We start from the raw sequence: 16887 nt of genomic DNA on the forward strand, positions 1-16887 counted from the left end.
AATTGTCAGCGTCGTTTAATGTATTATTTTAGAAAATAAGATCATGATAAATTATCTACAAAGAATTTTATGTATTTCTGCATTATTTGTTTTCATATTAAGGATTTCTTCTATACCTAGTTCGTATGCTGATCATACTAATGTTAATGTGAATATCACTATGGGATCTTCAGTACCAGCATATGAAAATTGAAATAATTGAAAAGATTTTGATAAGTAATGAGTAAAACAAATCCAGATAAGATTCAATTTTACATAGGCATAAATTCTATTGTCATGGTAAGAGAAACTGTATGAATATCGATTCTCATATTGAAAATGCAACAAGAGCAATTCATAATGCAAAAATAGTTAGAAATACATCCAAAAAAATTCTATCAAAAAAATCAAACATTCACCCTGAACATATTGTGGAATTAAGTAAGATTATGCAAAGTGTAATTTCAAGTACAGATAAGGCCATGAAAGGAGCTAAATTGGCAGAATCTAGAGCAAAATCTCGATTAGCTGCCGTAAAAAAAGAAACATCAAAAACAATCACTCATACTAGAAATGCAAAACATGCTGCAATAGCATCAAGAAAATCAGCTAATTCAGCACTGATTACATCAAAGAAAATGACAAATCCGCACCTTGTAAAAAAATATCAAAAAACATACAATATACAAATAGAGTCATCAATTCGTGCAGCTAAGATGGCAGAAAATGAAACTGCAAAAGCACTAATGGCATCTAAGACTGCCCGAATTGCAGCAAGAATGGCTCTAAAAGAATTACAAATTTAATTAAAACCCGTCAAGTATTTGCTAAATTCCTATTTTGGTACAAAATAGAATCTTAAAATCAAATTTTGTGTGTAGAATAAGTAGACTTGAATTCTTTGTTTATCTGACTATTTTTGTAAAAAATCAAACAAATGTTTAGAATTTTCAAACCACATTCTTGTATAAGTGCAACGCAATAATGTTATGGTATACTCTTATGCAATTTATTTTACATCCGAATTTGATAGATTAACTGATGTGATACTTTCAAGTTTTTATGTAAAACAAAAACGTAAATAAAATTTTCAAATACTCTGTTGTTAGGCTAGAAATACTATGAACAAAGAAAAAAACATGAAACATTTTATAAAATGCACCTTTTGTGGCAAGTCTGATCGTGTCGAATATTTGGGTGGCCTTGATTGGTTTTGTAATAAGAGATGCCATTACAATTTTAGACATAAAAATATAATCTAAAATAGAAAAAAATTATAATTTATGTTTGAGAGGTCCAAAATCCTAAAAATTTGAACCTACGATAAAACTATTGTTTAAATTAAATAAAATGCTAATTGTTTTGTGAAACCTCAATCATGTCGAAATTGTGGAAAAGAACTTTTTCAAAACCAAAGAACATGTCCTCACTGTGGTAGGGAAAGTGGTTATGATGATACTGAAATTTAGATCTTAAAATAATTCCATGTTCATCTACTTTCAATTTATTCTCACAATCATAGGCAAACCTATGTCATCTTGTTTCTCACCCTTATTTGCTGTAATACGCACTAATCTACAATTTATTCAAGAACAAATTACTCGTCAAGTTTTTATCTATGGATTTGTGTCTTGTTTTGCCGTTACAAGGTTTGTAGGCAAAACCTAGTTGGTAAAGTCCATACGGAAAGAAAAACCTTCATCTATTAAGACAAATTAGATTTTGATGGCAAAATCAGAATTGCTTGTATGTGATTAATTTTCATTTACTAGTTTGCCTGAAACCTTGAAATCTAAATATTGTAATATCTATGACAATATGTTATTTATGGATGATTTCTGCAAAAAATTTATATTTTGTAATCCCTATTACATTAATTCGGTGATTAAAAGATGTTTGATGACCAATTCGAAACAGCATTTCGAAGATTGTCAAATCCCTTTTTTTCAGTGGGTGATGTCTTCGAAAATCCCAGAGGAGGCAATATTCAAACTATTGGGCCCTACTACTATGGTTATGTAAAGACTGTAGGAGAGGACGGTATTCCTCATGTAACTGAATGGGGAAACACAAAACCTTCAAACTCTCTAACTGATTCTACAGTAAGAGATCCATATGTTGATGTTTCAGTAGATGAAAAAACCAGTACTCTCAAGATAGTCTCTGAGATGCCAGGAATTGAAAAATCTGACATTAAGTTAAATGTGTCAGATAAACTCGTCTTGCTCTCAGCAGAACATGAAGACAGAAAGTACGAAAAGAAAATCCCACTACCATCAAAAGTAGATGAAAACTCTGCAAAAGCCAAATACACAAACGGGGTTTTACAAGTGACTCTGACACTTGCAAAAGAAAAACCCAAAGGAAAGATGGTTACTGTAGAGTAATTTAGGAGGGAAGAAGATGCGAAACAATACGCCAATAGATCAAATCAAGTCTTCTGTAAAATCTTCTGTGGAAAAAATTTCTTCATACTCTGAAGAAGTTATTTCAAAATGGAAGATTGGCAGGAGAAATTTCCCTTGAGGTGGTGATAAAAATGCCAGACACTCTGTGTAGACAATGCGGAGGAGAGTTGGATGTTGAAAAGCAATGTTTTCATTGTGATCAACCTATCCAACTAGTTTGTACAAAATGCACAAATCCTACAGAAATCAGATTCCACAGTCAATGCATATACGGTGAGGAGAACATATGTCATACAGTAGCAGCTCTTGCATAAGTCATAAAACACCTAATTCAAACATGTGGGGGATTTCATCCTCTCCACATGTTCCAACTTTTTTGGGGCTGTGCCATAAATGTTGGACAAGCAATACTGTTGTATACCTTACAGAGTCTGATGAAATTTTGTGTAACAAATGCTTTGGTGAATACTCAAAATGCTAAAACATACTGGCAAAACAAAAAGGGAGATTTGACATTGAATATCAAAATCCCCAAAATTATTTTTGGACCTATAATCGCCGTTTTAATAGCTATGCTTCTTAGTTTTGTTCTAAGTGATACAAGCATTGAATCGCTAGCTCCTGTGGATTCTAGGAATTTAGAATTTGAAAATATTGGAAAAAACTCTGAATCTGAAATATTTTCAAAAAATTTGTATTCTGGACCATTTGCTATTTTAGATGGAACATATGGTGTAGATGATACTGTATTTCTAATTGGAAGTGAAATTCCGGTGAATTCAAAGGGCACAATTGATTTTATTCGTCCTGATGGGAAAATCCACCATTCATTTCCTTTTGATGGATCAAAAAGCGCAGTAAACCACTATTTCACTCCTGTATCATCAAGTGATTTACGAGAATGCCTTGACTGTGAATTCTTTGGAACATGGACAATTTCTTTTAGAAGTGATGAAGGTATTTCATATTCTTCTATTAATTTTGAAGTAATTGATGAATAAAACATAACTATGTGCATTTGGTAAAAATAATGATTCGAGTTGACATTTAATTATACTGTAAAAACCCAGAAAAATATCGATAAAGTAATTGAAGAAATTACTGCCAAACTTTCAGAAATAAAATTTGGCGTTCTTGGAATATTAGATTTTAAGGCAATTTTTGCAAAAAAAGGAGTAGAATACCCACATGAGTACAAATTATTAGAAGTATGCAACCCTCAGGCAGCAAAACAAGCCTTGGATTCAGATCCAAACATTGGTCTTTTACTTCCTTGCACTATTGCAGTGTTTGAGAAAAACGGCGAAAATTATATCAGCTTGGCAAAGCCTACCGAGTTACTTTTTGTTGCATCAAATGTTGAATTAGAATCGATGGGAAAAGACATTGAAACAAAATTAACCAAAATCATCGATGATGTAAAATAATTAATTTTATCTCTTAAGAGTAAAGTTAGTATTTGTAAATTTGAAAATAAAAAGTGATAGAGATTATGGCTGAACCATTTCAACTCTATCGTTTAGTCTGTCATAGTATCCATTAACTTCCATTGAAGGAACATAAAACGTAGCAGATACTATATCTCCAACTTGAGCATCACACTCAGACACGACTACGCTGACACCATATTGAGACTCTCCAACACAACCGTATTCTGTAACTGCTAGTACTGTTACATCTTCAGTAATTTGAGTTGGAATAATGTTCCAAGGCGTTACTGTGAATACTGTAATTACAGCTATTCCTGTTATCATTATTGCCATTAGTGTACGTCGTGACAATCTTTTTTCTGTTTGTTCTGTTAACATTTCCTTTCACTGTATTTACGCGTTCACCAGATAAAAGGAAAGATATTTTTTTAGATTTGAAATCACAAAATAACTTCTAAATTTTCATCTTTGATTTACAATCATTGCAATAACCATGCAATTCAAAATTGCTCTTTAAGATTAGGTATTTTGATTTTTTAGCAGCTTTGATCTGAATGTCTTTTAGAGATGCTTCATCAAGATCATCTATTTTTCCACATTTTAAACAGACAAGATTGATATGCTCATTAGTATGTGCATCAAATCTTGTTTCCCCTTCAACTTCTATTTCGTTAACAAGCTTCTTCTCTCTGAGTAACTCTAATGTTTTGTATACTGTAGACAGGCTTACCATTGGGTATCTTTTTCTTACAACCTTGTAGATAAGCTCTGCACTGGGATGGTCCTCTGTTTTTAATAGATAGTCTACTATTGCCATTCTCTGAGGCGTAATTCTAAACCCTTCATCTCTTAATGATGCGACGATCTGTTCTATCTGCTGCATATACTATTATTCACATATACTACTATTTAATAACTATTCCTTATTGATAATAATTCCTAATTAATAATAACACTTAATTAGGAATAATTCCTAATAATATTATGCAAGCATTTCAAGATACACAACTAGAATTAAACAAAAAGACTGTAAACAACGCAGTTAGAATTTGTATTGACTGTGGCAATATAGCCGTCAAAATACAAAATCATGGCATCTTTTGCAAGGATTGCGGTTCATTCTTTGATATGGAGAAAAATTATGATGAGTGAGCATTCTTGTAGAAGTGTTTGTGGGTATTATGATGCAAATGCTGAATTTCGAAATTCAGGAAATAACACCTTTAAAAAATACTGCAAGATCTGTGATTTAGAACTAATTTCAAAATACTCTAGCTGTCCTTGTTGTCACAAATCTTTTGAGGAGATTGGAGTATAATGGGATTTGTTTGTAAAGGAGTATGCGACAGTCTCAAGGGAGAAAAAATTCCCAATGGCTCCAAATATGGATATGGCCAAAAGAGATGCACATTGTGTAGTATTTTTATGACCGTTTCCGGGTTTCGTTGTCCTTGTTGTAGTGCTCTTTTGAGAACAAAATCAAGGAGTAAAAAATAATGGCAAAAAGAATCACTGTGCTATTAAGTGATGATAATCTAAAAAAACTATATTCAAAACAAGCAGCGGAGATTAAAAAATCATCAAAATCTGTTAGTTTCTCAAAAATAGTTAATGATACACTCCGAAAATCTCTCTAAATTCATTTTAATTTCTAATATTGCTTAGGTAACTTGGGATTTAACAAACAGGATGCTTTATGACTGGTTATTTTCTAGAAAAAGCAAATGAAAACAACTCTTGGGCCTATAGAGATTACCCCGCTTGAGTGGATATCAATTAACCAATTTCTACATGAAATAAAAAAGATTGATTCTCAATGTGTATCAGTGTATTATCCCTATGGAAAGGGGCAAGACACAATATCACTACTCCAGGAAACAAAGCGAAACGAAACTCTGGAAAGAATAGAGTCAAAAATTGAAAACAAAATTGCTGAACTTAAAAAAAATCCTGTCTCTGTAGGGAAATTTGCCAAAACACTGTGCATCTTTGGATGGATAAAAAACGGCAAAGTCGATATCAAAGTTATTGGCACTTCAAAAAAATTGCCATACGTCTACATGGCAAGCAAAAAGCCATTTATCAAACCATTCAATGATATTTTGGAAACTAATTATGATGTCTTACTGGTAACGCTAGATCAAAAATCTGCAAGAATTCAAAAATTTCATGGCAGTCAAATAATTCAAGAGGCTAAGCTTGGAATTGATTTGCAAGGCAGGCATCGCAAGGGGGGACAGAGTCAGGGAAGGTTCCTCAGAGCAAGACAAACCAAAATCCATGTTTTCTTCAAGAAGGTGGCAAACAAAGTCAAAGAGATGGATTCGAATTCTTTGCTAATTTTATTGGGTGGAATTGGACCTGCAAAAACCGAGTTTTATGATGAACTCAATTCAGAATTGGTAAAAAAATGCCGATTTGTAGAAAACTTGTCCTTTTCTACATCTATGAAGGAGATTAACAAAAAAATAATTCGGCATTTGTATCAGCACAGACGAAAATATGTTACAGAACTAATTGAAAAATACGAGACTCTAGTCAAAGATGGACTAACTGCTAAAAGAAATGATGTAATTTACAAAGCATTAGAAATTGGCGCAGTAGATACCCTAATTGTTTCTGCAAATTATCATACAAATTCACAATTCAAGAAAATAATGAAGATGTTAGAGATTGCAAAAAATACCTCCTGTAAAATAGAGTTTGCAGTTTCCTCAAAAATAATAAAAAAACTAGACATTGACAACTCTGTCCTGGCCATACTTCGATACAAAATAACATAATTTTATTCATGATTGTACATTAAATACAGATACTCAAAAATTCCTAGAATCCACTTTAATTCTGTGATTTCTTTATGTAAAACAATAATTATCAATAATAAGAATTAGAATTCATTTGAAATAAGATCAATATGTGTAAATTTTTATGGATTTGAATCCCGATAAACAATCAAAATCAATTAATGATAAGGAATACACTATTTCATTATGAACAAATATGATGTTGCTATAATAGGTGGGGGGATTTTAGGTACATCAATCTCCTATTGGTTGTCTACACTGTATGATCTTAAAGTCTGCGTAATTGAAAAAGAAGATGATGTGGCAAAGCACACTAGTAGTAGAAATACAGGAGTGGTCCATTCGCCTTTTTACTTGGATCCTTCAAAAAGAAAAATTTCATCAGTATCTTCTTTAATATCTCATGATTTATGGGAAATTTTTGCAAAGAAAAAATCCTTACCTTGGTTTGAAGTTGGAACAATTGAGGTAGCATCTGATGAACATCAACATAAAACATTAGAGAAATATCTTAAATGGTCTAAACAAAATGGCATTCCTGATGATCAAATTGCTTTGCTTGATTCAAATGAACTTTTAAAAAAAGAGCCTAACCTTCATGCATATTCTGGACTTTATTGTTCACGAGATGTATCAACTGACTATGGAGTTTTTACAAGAGAGTTACATAAAGAATCTGAAAAACATGGAACCGAGTTTCTATTCAACAAAGATGTACTAGATGTTAATGATGATTCAGAAGCAGAAATTACCTTTTCTGATAATTCAACTTTGACTGCAAAATTTATGATAAATTGTTCTGGTGGCAATTCATTAGATATTGCTAAAAAATGTAATCTTGCAAAACAATACGATGATCTTCATTTTCGAGGAGAATATTGGGTATCTGATAAAATTCATGCAGATTTAGTTAAAACAAATATCTACACTGTTGCAAGATTTCCTGAATTTCCATTTTTAGATCCTCATTGGATTAAAAGAGCTGATGGTACAACTGAGATTGGTCCTAATGCAGTTCCTGTGGCAACTCCTGAAACATATGAGGGCTATACAGGTGAACTAAATGTTGCAGTAGCTAAAATTCGTGAAATATTTGGAGGAAATGTTAGACGTCTTCTCACAAATCGCAGTTTCTTATCTATGCTGTCTAAAGAATTCCTTAGCTCTATTTCAAAAACAAAAATGGTTCACCGAGTTCAGCAATTTATTCCAAAAGTTCAACCTGAATACTTTACTCGACACGGAACAGCAGGAATTCGAACTCCTGTAATTTCTCCAAAGGGCGAGTTTGTTAAAGATATTTTGGAGATTGTCGGGAAAAATTCATTTCATATTGTAAACTATAACTCTCCAGGGGCAACTGGCGCTCCAGCTTATTCTGCATTTATTGTAAAAACATTACAAGATAAAGGATTCCTGGATTATCCCCAAAAACCCAAAGAATCATTTTGGGATTTTGATGAAATTATCGATCTTTTTTAATTTTCATATTCTGTTATATCTTCTGATAATAAACTCAAACAAATATCCCAAGGCGTGATAATTTGATCCTGGAACAATACGCATGGATGTTCCATCTCATACATGATTTTTGAAATTTCTTGAATTCTCAAATCTTCTGTAATGTTCTTTGCTTCTTCAAGATTAAATTCACTAGTTGGCAAATCCATAAAATTTTCTGTTTCTTTAAGACATTTCAACTCCTCTGTGATTTTTTGAAGAATTATTCTATCATTGATAAATTTGTTAGAATCTGCAAGAAAAAGTCTCCTCGCATTAATTTCTAGCATGGAATTCAAAACCTCCCCTATTGTGTCTTTTTCATTAAACGTAATTGTTTTCTTTTTAGGTAATTTGGAAATAGATCTTTCCGTCCTAACTTTAATTCCCACTTCTAGAAGTTTTTTTGCAGACAATGCTGAATAATCTGAAAACTCATTGGGTATTGCAGCAAATGCTCTTCTTGTGTCTTTCCAAAAACCCACCAATTCTTTTAGTTTTGATTTTCCTGTTACTGTTGGAAATCTTTTTTCCATTACATTCTCTACTGTAGTATTGTAGAACAAACTTGAATTTGGATTCTCTACTAAAGGAATTATGATGTCTTTTCCACCCACAATTCCAATCGGTTTATCATTTTCACGTACAACTACAGAATCAGTAAATGATTCTAATTGCTGTACAAGCATCCCTGTCGCAACCCATGTTTCAGTACCTTTCTCAATATTGACACAAAGTGATGCTGTTAAAGAATCTCCAAACAGTGATTCAAGTGACATTTCAGATATTGGCGTCGTACTCATATCTCTACACTAGCTATGATATTCACATTAAATAAAATCAATTATTATTTTCAAACCTGAATCTCTTCAAATTAAGCTTAATATCATACAAAAATTCAATTCATTCTATGCTGCCTGACAAGTGTTCTGTAAAGGAGGAGGGAAAAGCATGTGTAAATCCACCTGAATTTATTATATCAATTGTTTCCGGAGATGATGAATATATGGTGGGATTGACTTGTCAGAAACATAAACAGATTGTCTCTGGCAAAATAGGCATTTTACAAAATGAAGGCAAGATGCATGATGGAAAGGTTAGTTTTTCACCTGTAAAGGCAGTAGGTACTGATTGTGTTCATGGTGATTCTGATGATTTTGTTCAGATTGACATGAATCGCTCAAAAAACTGAAATAATTTCAATTATAATATTTTGTAATGCTTTTAGAATTGTTATCAGATCTAGTCAAAATTGATGATCTCTTACTTATTGTAAAAAACAGCGGTGCGGTAAGCGAGGTTCGAAGCCCTCTTAGCATAAGGCAGAAAGAAAAATGGATTATTATTGGCGAAAACGATGGTCCTGCGCACCTCCATGTCAATTCAGAACTGATAAAATCTGCAGAATTTGTGGAGGAAAAAAAACCTGAACGTACAAGTTTCAGTGTTCGTTTCTTTGATGAAAAAGGTGATAGAATTGTTGCAGTGTTTTTTACAAAAATGTATGATGATTCTAAGCAGCTAATTCCTGAAAGACAAATAATCTATGATCAATTAAAGCAAAAATTCACTTCTAAAATTCAATTTTAAAAAAAAACCTTGTCTGAAAAAGACAAGGAAAAAAATCTTTTATTGAGACTCTTTCTTCTTCTTATCTTTTTCAGTTTGTACCTTAGCTAATTCTAATTCTTCATTTGTATGCTTGAATTTTTTCATTCTGCTTTAATGCACCCATTTAGTTATAAAAACTGCACATTTTATGCGATGTCGTCTCAAGCGTAAAAGTCAGTACCCTACAGAGTAAATTGGCTTCTTGCCTTTCATTCCAAGATCCAGATTTTTAACAGTAATTTGTGCCATTTTAGCTCTTGTCTCTTTTGATGAGCTTCCTATGTGTGGGGCAAGCACAATGTTTGATAGTTTGACAAAAGGATGTTTGCCACTGATCGGCTCAGTCTCAAACACGTCTAATCCTGCACCTGAAATAACCCTCTTCTTCAAAGCAACTACTAAATCTTTTTCATTGATTACCTTTCCTCTTGATGTGTTAATTAGAAATGCCGTTTTTTTCATTTTTTTCAAAATTTTCATGTCAAACAACTTGTCTGTTTCCTTTGTGTGAGGCACATGAATGGAAATAAAATCACTTTCTGTAATCAGTTTTTCAAATGATACGTATTTTGCATTTAGTGATTTTTCCTTAGATTTTGAAACATGTTTTCTGTTATGATATGTTATTTTCATATCAAATGCCTTTGCTCTTTTAGCAAGTGTACTTCCAATTCTACCCAAACCCAAAATCCCAAGTGTCTTGCCCTGAAGATCAACTCCGACATAATCATATGCTCCGTAGATTTCTTTCCATTTGCCATTTCGAATAATCCTGTCCCCTTCTGACACTCTTCTTGAGATGTCAAGTAATAATGAGAATGCAAGATCTGCTGTTGCGTCTGTTAATACTTCTGGAGTGTATCCAACACGAATCTTCTTTTTCTTGGCATGCTCTGTATCTATATGATCAAAGCCTACACTGTATGTGCTAATCACTTTAAGATTTTCAGCACAATTGATAACTTCTTTGTCAATCTTATCATATGGAAAACATACGAGTCCGTCAATCTCTTTAATTTTTGATCGCAATTTTGTTTTAGGTATTGGAATCTTTCCAGAGTGAATTTCAACCTGATATCTTTTTTTCAACTCTTTTAGTGCAAAGTCGTGTAAGGTTCTTGTTAGAAAGACTTTGTTTTTCATCAGTCTTGACATTAATCTCAAACCATTTATACGATTTCTTTGTAATTCCTGTGATGTCTTCAAAGGCTGAAGGAGAGGAACAAATAGAAGAATTTGCTATTTGTGTAGAATGTGGAAATTCAATTGAAAAATGTGTATGCGTATGTCCTTATTGTGGTGAGCGTGATAAATGTGAATGTGCTTTGTTTGATGCAGCTACCGGAGGTTAGAAGAAATGAACTATCATACTATTAAAATTCAGGAAATGAGTGAAAATCTGTGAGTTCAGTAGATTTTACTTGGTTAATTGGAGGCCCTCAAGGCAGTGGTGTAGAATCAGCTGCCAACATATTTTCTCAAGTATGTGCAGAAATGGGATACCAAATTTTTGGAAAGAGAGAATTTTATTCTAACATCAAAGGTGAACACAGTTATTTTACGGTAAGAGTTGCTGATAAAAAAATCAATTCAAATGTAAATGACGTAAATCTTATGGCGTCTTTTGATGCTGAAACAATTTTTCGACATTATGATGAATTGATTTCTGGTGGGGGAATAATCTATGATTCTGATTTGGAGGAGACAAAAACAGATGCTGTACATACGCTTGATGCTCCATTCAAAGAAAGATTGCACAAAGAATTGGAATCAAAAAACAAACCCTTTACAATTGCAGGTGTGTTGGAAATTGCCAAGGAAAATGGCGTAAAACTATTTCCAGTATCTTTTAAGACAATACTTGAAACTCTTTCTGAAGAAACTGAAAATCCGCGTTTCCGTGGACTAGTCAGAATGTATAATGTAATTGGAGTCTCGTTGTCATTGGGATTAGTTAAGATGCCGCCAGACTCTTTACGAAAAACTATAGGATCAATATTCTCAAAAAAGCCTGAGATTGCAAAGATCAACCAAGAGACTGCAAACTATTCGTACAATTATGCAACTGCAAAATTTGAAAATTTTAATCATACTTTACCTGAAACAGAAAAAGAACCTCAAACAATTTTGGTTCAAGGTTTTCAAGGAACTGCTTTAGGAAAAATGGCATGCGGTTGTAGATTCCAACCATACTATCCTATTACTCCTGCATCTGATGAATCTGTTTTCTTAGAAACAAATGAGATTTTAGATGTTGTTGATGATAGGCCTGGTTCTATTGCAGTAATACAAGCTGAAGATGAAATATGTGCAATGGGTATGACTATTGGCGGTGCACTAACTGGAACTCGTTCTGCAACTTGCACATCTGGTCCAGGATTTGCGCTGATGATGGAAATGCTGGGTTGGGCAGGAATGAATGAAGTTCCTATAGTAATCACTAATTATCAAAGAAGTGGGCCTTCAACAGGTCTTCCTACAAGACACGGTCAAGATGATTTGCTTTTTGCAATATTTGCAGGCCATGGTGATTTTCCAAAAATTGTGTATGCATCTGGTGATATTGAAGAGAGTTTCTATGATACTGGCAATTGTTTTAACTATGCTGAAATTTTCCAGGTTCCTTTAATTCATCTAATGGACAAGTTTCTTGCAAGTTCTGTTATTACATGTAAGAGATTTGATCCACAAAAAATCTCCATCAATCGAGGAAAACTCTTAGAAAAAATAGATGGTGATTACAGGCGATTTGAGTTCACTGATGATGGAATATCTCCTCGTTCTAGATTAGGACTTGATAATGGGATATTCTGGAATACTGGTGATGAATCTGATGAAACAGGTCATATCACTGAAGATCCTATTTTACGTGTAAAAATGATGGATAAGAGAATGTCCCGTCTAGATGTGATTCTAAAAGAGATTCCTGATGATGATAAGGCAAAGTCATTTGGCATTGAGGAGTACACTATAATTTCATGGGGATCTGCCAAAGGCCCAATACTTGATGCATTAGAGATGCTCAAAAAAGAAGGCATCTCAATTGGGTTTATCCAATTAAAATTACTACATCCATTCCCAAGTGATTACGTTAATTCTCTGCTAAACGATGTCAAGACCATCATTGACATTGAAGCAAATCATTCAGGACAACTGGGAAAACTCTTCAAACAAAATATTGGACGTGATGTTGATTACTTTATCTTAAAATACTCTGGCAGAGCAATGACTAGCACCGAAGTCTATGACTCACTTAAGAAAATTGTTGAAAATAAAGCAAACAAACGAGAGGTACTAATGCATGGCGCTTAAACTAGCTGATTACAAAACAGATGTCCATAACGATTGGTGTCCTGGTTGTGGAGACTTTGGAATAGTCAATGCAATCCAAATGGCATTAGCTGAGATGGGAATAGAACGAGACAAGGCTGCAATGTTTTCTGGAATTGGGTGCTCTGGCAAAACTTCTCATTTTATCAACACGTATGGAATTCATACATTACATGGAAGGGTATTGACATTTGCGCAAGGCGCAAAGATTGCAAATCCTGAACTTACTGTTGTCGCAGTAGGGGGAGATGGTGATGGTTTAGGAATAGGTGCCGGCCATTTTGTTGCTGCTGGAAGACGAAACGTGGATATGACTTACATAATTTTTGACAATGGAGTTTATGGTTTAACAAAGGGACAAGCTTCTCCTACTTTGAAACTCGGTGAAAAGACAAAATCACTACCATCTCCTAACACAAACTCAAATGTTAATCCAATTGGATTGGCAGTTGCAAGTGGTTTTACATTTGTAGCTCGAGGGTATTCATACGATGTACGACATCTCAAAGATTTGATAATTCAAGCAGTAAACCACAAGGGCTTGTCATTTTTAGATGTCTTACAGCCATGTCCAACTTACAATGATCTAAACACTAGAGACTGGTATGCTGGAACCGATTTAGTTGATGAAGCACAAAAAAGACATTCTAGAATATACAAACTAGAAGAGCAAGGGTATGAGCCAGTAGTCCACTATGATTCTGAAGTTGAAGTCAACGAGAAGCTATCTCAAGCTTTGATCAAATCTCTCGAATGGGGAAACAAAATCCCTATAGGTGTATTTTACAAAAATGAACTGGTTTCACCTTATACTCAGAGGGTAAAAGATAAGATTCCAAACTATTTGGAAAATCCTCCTGCAAAACAAAATATCTCCAAAAACGGTCACCCTAATACTGATATTTCAAAGATTTTGGATTCTCTAGAAGTATAGTTTTTTGTTTTAGACCTAAGAAGTTATAGGCAAGTTTCATTGAATATTATTTTGCATTTGAATATTAATGAATCAAACAAAATATTTAGAAAATCTATCATAAAGGGTTTTTTTGAACCTGAGCTTTTGAATTTAGATTTTCAAAAGTCTTCTGTAAAACATCCTTTAATCAATGATGGTGGTCTGATGCAATCTGATTTGCTTCATGTGTTTTTTGATGTAGAGACTGGCTCTGATTATCCTGATGGAGATGAGTGGTTTATTGTTGAATTATTATTTCCCCATGATGTTCAACTTCCTGATTCTATGAAAGGGACTGATTATTTTACAACTCTGTCTGTTGAAGATGGCAAAACGTTCTGGCATCATCGTGAACTAATTCGTTACAAATATGGAAAGTCTAAAAAATTAATTGATGCGTTAGAATTTTTAGAATCAAAATACAAAGAACTTCATGAATTACTTGAGCCTTTGCAAAAAGATCTCAAATAATCTCTTTCCACGAATCTCCTCTGAATGTATACTTTTTATTTTCAGTTGATGCCGTGTCTAAACGCCATCTGATTGATTTAGAATCAAATTTGTATATTATTTTTGTAATCTCTGATGGTAGTTTCTCCGGATCTAGGTGAAATGGTAATAATTCCAAAACAAAATCAATTTTTTCTAGTGCGTTATCAAACCATTGCTTGTCTTCAATGTCTACGGTGAAAACTATTTTTGGATTCCCTGAAAAATTAATTACAATTTTCAAAGCATTACCGCTGCCTCTTCTTCGCTTCATTTCTTTGAAAACAGCTTTGATTTTCTCCCAACGTTTGAACTCAAACCATTGAAAAAACTCTTCATTGAATTGTAGTGGAATATCAATATCTAGAAAACTAACAAAATTATCGTCATTTGCTTCAATTTCGTCCTGAATTATGGTAAAATGGGAATTGAGAAACCCATAAAGAACTTCGATCTCCCAAGGTGAAATTCCATAATATCGTAATGTCGTTTTCACATTTTCTGACAATGATTTAAAATCCCAAAAATTGTAATTAAAGCTTCAAATCTGTCTAAACTAGTACAAATCAACCTTAAAATTAAAATTATGTGGAATTAGAGGTGAGTATAGATATGAAGAAAGAATTTGTAGTAAAAAGCATTGATTCTGCACCTGATGGAGCACCATATGTTGTAGTGTCATTATCATCTCTGAAGGATCTCAAAGAAGGAACTCAAACTCAACAACCACCTTTTGGTAGCCCAAAAGTTATGGGGTTCTCAAACATGAATGACATGATGAAAGATTTGAACAAGATGATGTCTGGAATGGGCGGAATTGGTATGCAATCTGGTATCACTCAATTAAAACTAGAAATGCATGAATACAAAGAGTTGGGTCTTTCAGTTGGGGATAAAGTCTTTTTAGAATTAAGTAAGGCTGAAACTTTGGGTGTCTAGTCCTACCAGATTGTGTTAAAGTATTTCCAACCATAAAATGCTGCAATAGTTCCAATTACAAATAACATTGGTTTCCATGCAAACACTGGGATGCTTGGGGTTGCAAGTTTTACTTTGTAGTTATCTACAATGGCGTGAATATTTTTCTTAATTTTATCATGCCAAATACTATAGTCGATTTGGTATTTTTTCATAATCTCTTCCACTTCGTAAACAACTGGTGTTCTCTGTGAAAACAAATGTTGAAGATAATCCCTTGACACTTCTACTTCTGCGTGAATTCCGATTAGTCCTTTTTTCAAATCTACCATTCTAATATGCATCTCCCATGGTTTTTTCAATTTAAGATTAAGACCACTTCCAATTTGATCTGGTTGTTTATGTTCAAGTTTTACTTTGGTAAATCCCTCTTTTGTGAAAATTTTTGTTAGTTCTTCAAAACTTTTTTTTACTACAATGTGGAGTTGTTCTACGCCATCTTTACTATCTATATCGATTTTGTGTTTAATCCCATCAAAAAACGATATAGTTTTCGGATATGTGGTAAAGTACTCCATTTAGTTTTTTCAACAAATTCCTCTATTTAAAGCAGAACCAAGTTTCAGGCTAGATGCTTGGGGGATTTGATAGCCCTCTGACGTAAACACACTGATCTGGTGAAATTGCCATCTCCGACGGACTAATTTTCCTGTCCGTGAGCTTTGCATCTGAATTTCTAATTATTGCAAATGGTTTTGATTCGGCACCTTCCCCCATCTTGTGATTTGCAATAGTTGCAAGATTGTCCACTACCGCTTGAAATGTAACTTTTAGTGGATTTCCGTCAAGATCTTTTTTTGCTCTCATATCCAAGACTGGTTCTATTCCTGCACATGCAATTGCAACACCGGATGTACCAATTCTTGCAGGCATCAATCTGCTGTCTACTAGAATTACTCCTACGTGAATGAAGAATTTTAAGAAAATCTTTCTACGAATTTCTTCAGATGTCTGATACGGATTTGTTGGATATAGTATTGCTCTTCCCTTTCTTGCATTTGATTTATCGATCCCTGCATTTGGAGCCATGATACTATCTGATGACGTGATAACAAATCCTCCAATCCCTCCAAAAATTTTATCTGATTCTCTAATAATTATTTCAGCAATTTCTGATTTTAACTGGTATTTTTTTGAAATCTGTATGCCTTCTTCTGAAGCCTTAATTTTTTCTAAATCAACTATTCTTCCTTGAGAATTTGAGATGTATTTTGTTGAAATTACTAAAACATCTCCGTCTTTTAATTCTGCATTGTTTTTCTCCAGTGTTTTTAGTAAGGCCTCAAATACATCAAATTCTCCCTCCATCCTTTCAGCTAAGAGTGGTAAAACTGTTAATTGCACATTATTCTGAGTGTTCTTTTTCTTTTTTATTGTTCTGAAAAGCTTTTAATCTGTAGAAC

At 33.5% G+C, this 16887-nt stretch carries 26 protein-coding genes; 19 read left to right on the plus strand and 7 right to left on the minus strand.

Annotated features, from left to right (window positions below; all coding sequences use genetic code 11):
- Nucleotides 1-293 precede the first annotated feature (293 nt).
- The 7 genes from NSED_RS02120 (at nucleotide 294) to NSED_RS02145 (ending at nucleotide 3814) form a co-directional block, all read left to right on the plus strand.
- Nucleotides 294-785 carry a hypothetical protein gene (locus NSED_RS02120; RefSeq protein WP_014964597.1) on the plus strand — a complete coding sequence of 164 codons (492 nt, stop codon included), beginning with the start codon at nucleotides 294-296 and terminating at the stop codon, nucleotides 783-785.
- 558 nt (nucleotides 786-1343) lie between these two features.
- The gene (locus tag NSED_RS10695; RefSeq protein WP_232212311.1) at nucleotides 1344-1448 is read left to right on the plus strand and encodes a zinc-ribbon domain-containing protein; all 105 of its coding nucleotides are present in this window, start codon (nucleotides 1344-1346) and stop codon (nucleotides 1446-1448) included.
- A 423-nt stretch (nucleotides 1449-1871) separates the two neighbouring features.
- Complete coding sequence (hsp20, locus tag NSED_RS02130) at nucleotides 1872-2366, plus strand: archaeal heat shock protein Hsp20 (protein WP_014964598.1); 495 nt, start codon at nucleotides 1872-1874, stop codon at nucleotides 2364-2366.
- Nucleotides 2367-2382: 16 nt separating this feature from the next.
- The gene (locus NSED_RS10905; protein WP_016940065.1) at nucleotides 2383-2505 is read left to right on the plus strand and encodes a hypothetical protein; all 123 of its coding nucleotides are present in this window, start codon (nucleotides 2383-2385) and stop codon (nucleotides 2503-2505) included.
- Between the two features lie 13 nt (nucleotides 2506-2518).
- Entirely contained in the window at nucleotides 2519-2701 is a 183-nt protein-coding gene (locus tag NSED_RS02135; RefSeq protein ID WP_232212312.1) for a hypothetical protein, read from the plus strand.
- Between the two features lie 48 nt (nucleotides 2702-2749).
- On the plus strand, nucleotides 2750-3388 hold the full coding sequence (locus NSED_RS02140) for a hypothetical protein (RefSeq protein WP_237737699.1): 639 nt from the start codon (nucleotides 2750-2752) through the stop codon (nucleotides 3386-3388).
- Nucleotides 3389-3427: 39 nt separating this feature from the next.
- Entirely contained in the window at nucleotides 3428-3814 is a 387-nt protein-coding gene (locus NSED_RS02145) for a DUF302 domain-containing protein (RefSeq protein ID WP_014964601.1), read from the plus strand.
- Nucleotides 3815-3877: 63 nt separating this feature from the next.
- Here NSED_RS02145 and NSED_RS02150 read toward each other — a convergent pair whose 3' ends face one another.
- Nucleotides 3878-4195 carry a hypothetical protein gene (locus NSED_RS02150; protein WP_014964602.1) on the minus strand — a complete coding sequence of 106 codons (318 nt, stop codon included), beginning with the start codon at nucleotides 4193-4195 and terminating at the stop codon, nucleotides 3878-3880.
- A gap of 76 nt (nucleotides 4196-4271) precedes the next feature.
- Nucleotides 4272-4700 carry a Fur family transcriptional regulator gene (locus NSED_RS02155; protein ID WP_014964603.1) on the minus strand — a complete coding sequence of 143 codons (429 nt, stop codon included), beginning with the start codon at nucleotides 4698-4700 and terminating at the stop codon, nucleotides 4272-4274.
- A 101-nt stretch (nucleotides 4701-4801) separates the two neighbouring features.
- Between NSED_RS02155 and NSED_RS10215 the strand changes: the two genes are divergently transcribed.
- The 5 genes from NSED_RS10215 to NSED_RS02170 all read left to right on the plus strand — a co-directional run bounded on the left by NSED_RS10215 (nucleotide 4802) and on the right by NSED_RS02170 (nucleotide 8103).
- Nucleotides 4802-4969: a hypothetical protein gene (locus tag NSED_RS10215; RefSeq protein ID WP_016940068.1), complete on the plus strand. Its 168-nt coding sequence runs from the start codon at nucleotides 4802-4804 to the stop codon at nucleotides 4967-4969.
- Complete coding sequence (locus NSED_RS02160) at nucleotides 4962-5135, plus strand: hypothetical protein (RefSeq protein WP_016940069.1); 174 nt, start codon at nucleotides 4962-4964, stop codon at nucleotides 5133-5135. The genes NSED_RS10215 and NSED_RS02160 overlap by 8 nt, the downstream gene beginning before the upstream one ends.
- 178 nt (nucleotides 5136-5313) lie before the next feature.
- Entirely contained in the window at nucleotides 5314-5454 is a 141-nt protein-coding gene (locus tag NSED_RS10410) for a hypothetical protein (protein WP_016940070.1), read from the plus strand.
- A gap of 87 nt (nucleotides 5455-5541) precedes the next feature.
- Nucleotides 5542-6600 (plus strand): baeRF10 domain-containing protein, encoded by a 1059-nt coding sequence (locus tag NSED_RS02165; protein ID WP_014964605.1) that lies wholly within the window; start codon nucleotides 5542-5544, stop codon nucleotides 6598-6600.
- 207 nt (nucleotides 6601-6807) lie between these two features.
- Complete coding sequence (locus NSED_RS02170; protein ID WP_014964606.1) at nucleotides 6808-8103, plus strand: NAD(P)/FAD-dependent oxidoreductase; 1296 nt, start codon at nucleotides 6808-6810, stop codon at nucleotides 8101-8103.
- Here the strand turns inward: NSED_RS02170 and NSED_RS02175 are convergent.
- Nucleotides 8100-8924 carry a CBS domain-containing protein gene (locus tag NSED_RS02175; RefSeq protein ID WP_232212313.1) on the minus strand — a complete coding sequence of 275 codons (825 nt, stop codon included), beginning with the start codon at nucleotides 8922-8924 and terminating at the stop codon, nucleotides 8100-8102. The two genes, NSED_RS02170 and NSED_RS02175, sit on opposite strands and share 4 nt — an antisense overlap.
- A gap of 107 nt (nucleotides 8925-9031) precedes the next feature.
- Here NSED_RS02175 and NSED_RS02180 point away from each other — a divergent pair, with 107 nt between their 5' ends.
- Both NSED_RS02180 and NSED_RS02185 read left to right on the plus strand, forming a co-directional pair.
- Nucleotides 9032-9313: a hypothetical protein gene (locus tag NSED_RS02180; RefSeq protein ID WP_014964608.1), complete on the plus strand. Its 282-nt coding sequence runs from the start codon at nucleotides 9032-9034 to the stop codon at nucleotides 9311-9313.
- Nucleotides 9314-9339: 26 nt separating this feature from the next.
- Nucleotides 9340-9711 (plus strand): ChuX/HutX family heme-like substrate-binding protein, encoded by a 372-nt coding sequence (locus NSED_RS02185; protein ID WP_014964609.1) that lies wholly within the window; start codon nucleotides 9340-9342, stop codon nucleotides 9709-9711.
- A 195-nt stretch (nucleotides 9712-9906) separates the two neighbouring features.
- On the opposite strand, the gene NSED_RS02190 is transcribed toward NSED_RS02185, so the two are convergent.
- The gene (locus NSED_RS02190; protein WP_014964610.1) at nucleotides 9907-10875 is read right to left on the minus strand and encodes a 2-hydroxyacid dehydrogenase; all 969 of its coding nucleotides are present in this window, start codon (nucleotides 10873-10875) and stop codon (nucleotides 9907-9909) included.
- A 53-nt stretch (nucleotides 10876-10928) separates the two neighbouring features.
- On the opposite strand from NSED_RS02190, the gene NSED_RS02195 reads away from it, so the two are divergent.
- The 4 genes from NSED_RS02195 to NSED_RS02210 are packed head-to-tail and all read left to right on the plus strand — an operon-like array spanning nucleotide 10929 to nucleotide 14488.
- Nucleotides 10929-11084, plus strand: a complete 156-nt coding sequence (locus NSED_RS02195) for a hypothetical protein (RefSeq protein ID WP_193353270.1) — start codon at nucleotides 10929-10931, stop codon at nucleotides 11082-11084.
- A gap of 49 nt (nucleotides 11085-11133) precedes the next feature.
- Entirely contained in the window at nucleotides 11134-13044 is a 1911-nt protein-coding gene (locus NSED_RS02200; protein WP_014964612.1) for a 2-oxoacid:ferredoxin oxidoreductase subunit alpha, read from the plus strand.
- Nucleotides 13034-13996 (plus strand): 2-oxoacid:ferredoxin oxidoreductase subunit beta, encoded by a 963-nt coding sequence (locus NSED_RS02205; protein WP_014964613.1) that lies wholly within the window; start codon nucleotides 13034-13036, stop codon nucleotides 13994-13996. Before NSED_RS02200 ends, NSED_RS02205 begins: the two co-directional genes overlap by 11 nt.
- Before the next feature lie 51 nt (nucleotides 13997-14047).
- Entirely contained in the window at nucleotides 14048-14488 is a 441-nt protein-coding gene (locus NSED_RS02210; RefSeq protein WP_014964614.1) for a hypothetical protein, read from the plus strand.
- On the opposite strand, the gene NSED_RS02215 is transcribed toward NSED_RS02210, so the two are convergent.
- Nucleotides 14481-15014 (minus strand): hypothetical protein, encoded by a 534-nt coding sequence (locus tag NSED_RS02215; protein WP_014964615.1) that lies wholly within the window; start codon nucleotides 15012-15014, stop codon nucleotides 14481-14483. The two genes, NSED_RS02210 and NSED_RS02215, sit on opposite strands and share 8 nt — an antisense overlap.
- Before the next feature lie 104 nt (nucleotides 15015-15118).
- Between NSED_RS02215 and NSED_RS02220 the strand changes: the two genes are divergently transcribed.
- Nucleotides 15119-15445, plus strand: coding sequence for a hypothetical protein (locus tag NSED_RS02220; protein WP_014964616.1), 327 nt, complete (start codon nucleotides 15119-15121; stop codon nucleotides 15443-15445).
- Nucleotides 15446-15447: 2 nt separating this feature from the next.
- Here the strand turns inward: NSED_RS02220 and NSED_RS02225 are convergent, their stop codons facing one another.
- Nucleotides 15448-16002, minus strand: coding sequence for a hypothetical protein (locus NSED_RS02225; protein ID WP_014964617.1), 555 nt, complete (start codon nucleotides 16000-16002; stop codon nucleotides 15448-15450).
- Nucleotides 16003-16051: 49 nt separating this feature from the next.
- A complete protein-coding gene (locus NSED_RS02230; RefSeq protein WP_016940072.1) occupies nucleotides 16052-16828 on the minus strand; it encodes a coenzyme F420-0:L-glutamate ligase in 777 nt (258 codons plus the stop codon).
- Nucleotides 16829-16887: the final 59 nt, after the last annotated feature.

The organism is Candidatus Nitrosopumilus sediminis, from assembly GCF_000299395.1.
Taxonomy (GTDB): Archaea; Thermoproteota; Nitrososphaeria; order Nitrososphaerales; family Nitrosopumilaceae; genus Nitrosopumilus; species Nitrosopumilus sediminis.